Raw genomic sequence first — 382 nt, 5'->3', positions numbered from 1 at the left:
GTAACCCAGAGATCCAAGAAAAAGCCGATCTAATCGCGTCAACCGGTGGAATGATCAAGAACGCTTGCCTACATAATGAATGGGTTGTGTTTACAGAAAAAGAAATGGTGTATAGACTGCAAAAGCTCTATCCAAACAAGAAGTTCTATCCCGCTAATGAAGATGCCTTTTGTATTGGAATGAAAGCAATAACACTCAAGCACATCTATGAATCCCTGAGAGATGAAAAATACGAAATTGAAGTTCCTAAGGACATAGCAGAGAGAGCAAGAAAAGCAATAGAGAGAATGCTTGAGCTCAGCTGAGGTGATCTCATGATTTCCCTCTCATACCTTCTCCGCTTTTTGGAAGAGGATGCGCCTTTTGGAGACGTTACGAGTGA

General features: G+C 41.6%; 1 protein-coding gene. It reads left to right on the top strand.

All coding sequences use genetic code 11. From position 1 onward, the window contains the following. A partial coding sequence (gene nadA, locus E3E37_RS11530) for a quinolinate synthase NadA (RefSeq protein WP_167717490.1) occupies positions 1–305 on the top strand: 305 nt, incomplete at its 5' end. Between the last annotated feature and the right edge of the window lie 77 nt (positions 306–382).

This window comes from Thermococcus sp. ES12 (assembly GCF_012027515.1).
In the GTDB taxonomy this organism is placed as follows: domain Archaea; phylum Methanobacteriota_B; class Thermococci; order Thermococcales; family Thermococcaceae; genus Thermococcus; species Thermococcus barossii.
The sequence above is the reverse complement of the archived record's forward strand: the minus strand, read 5'-3'. Positions and strand labels throughout refer to the sequence as shown.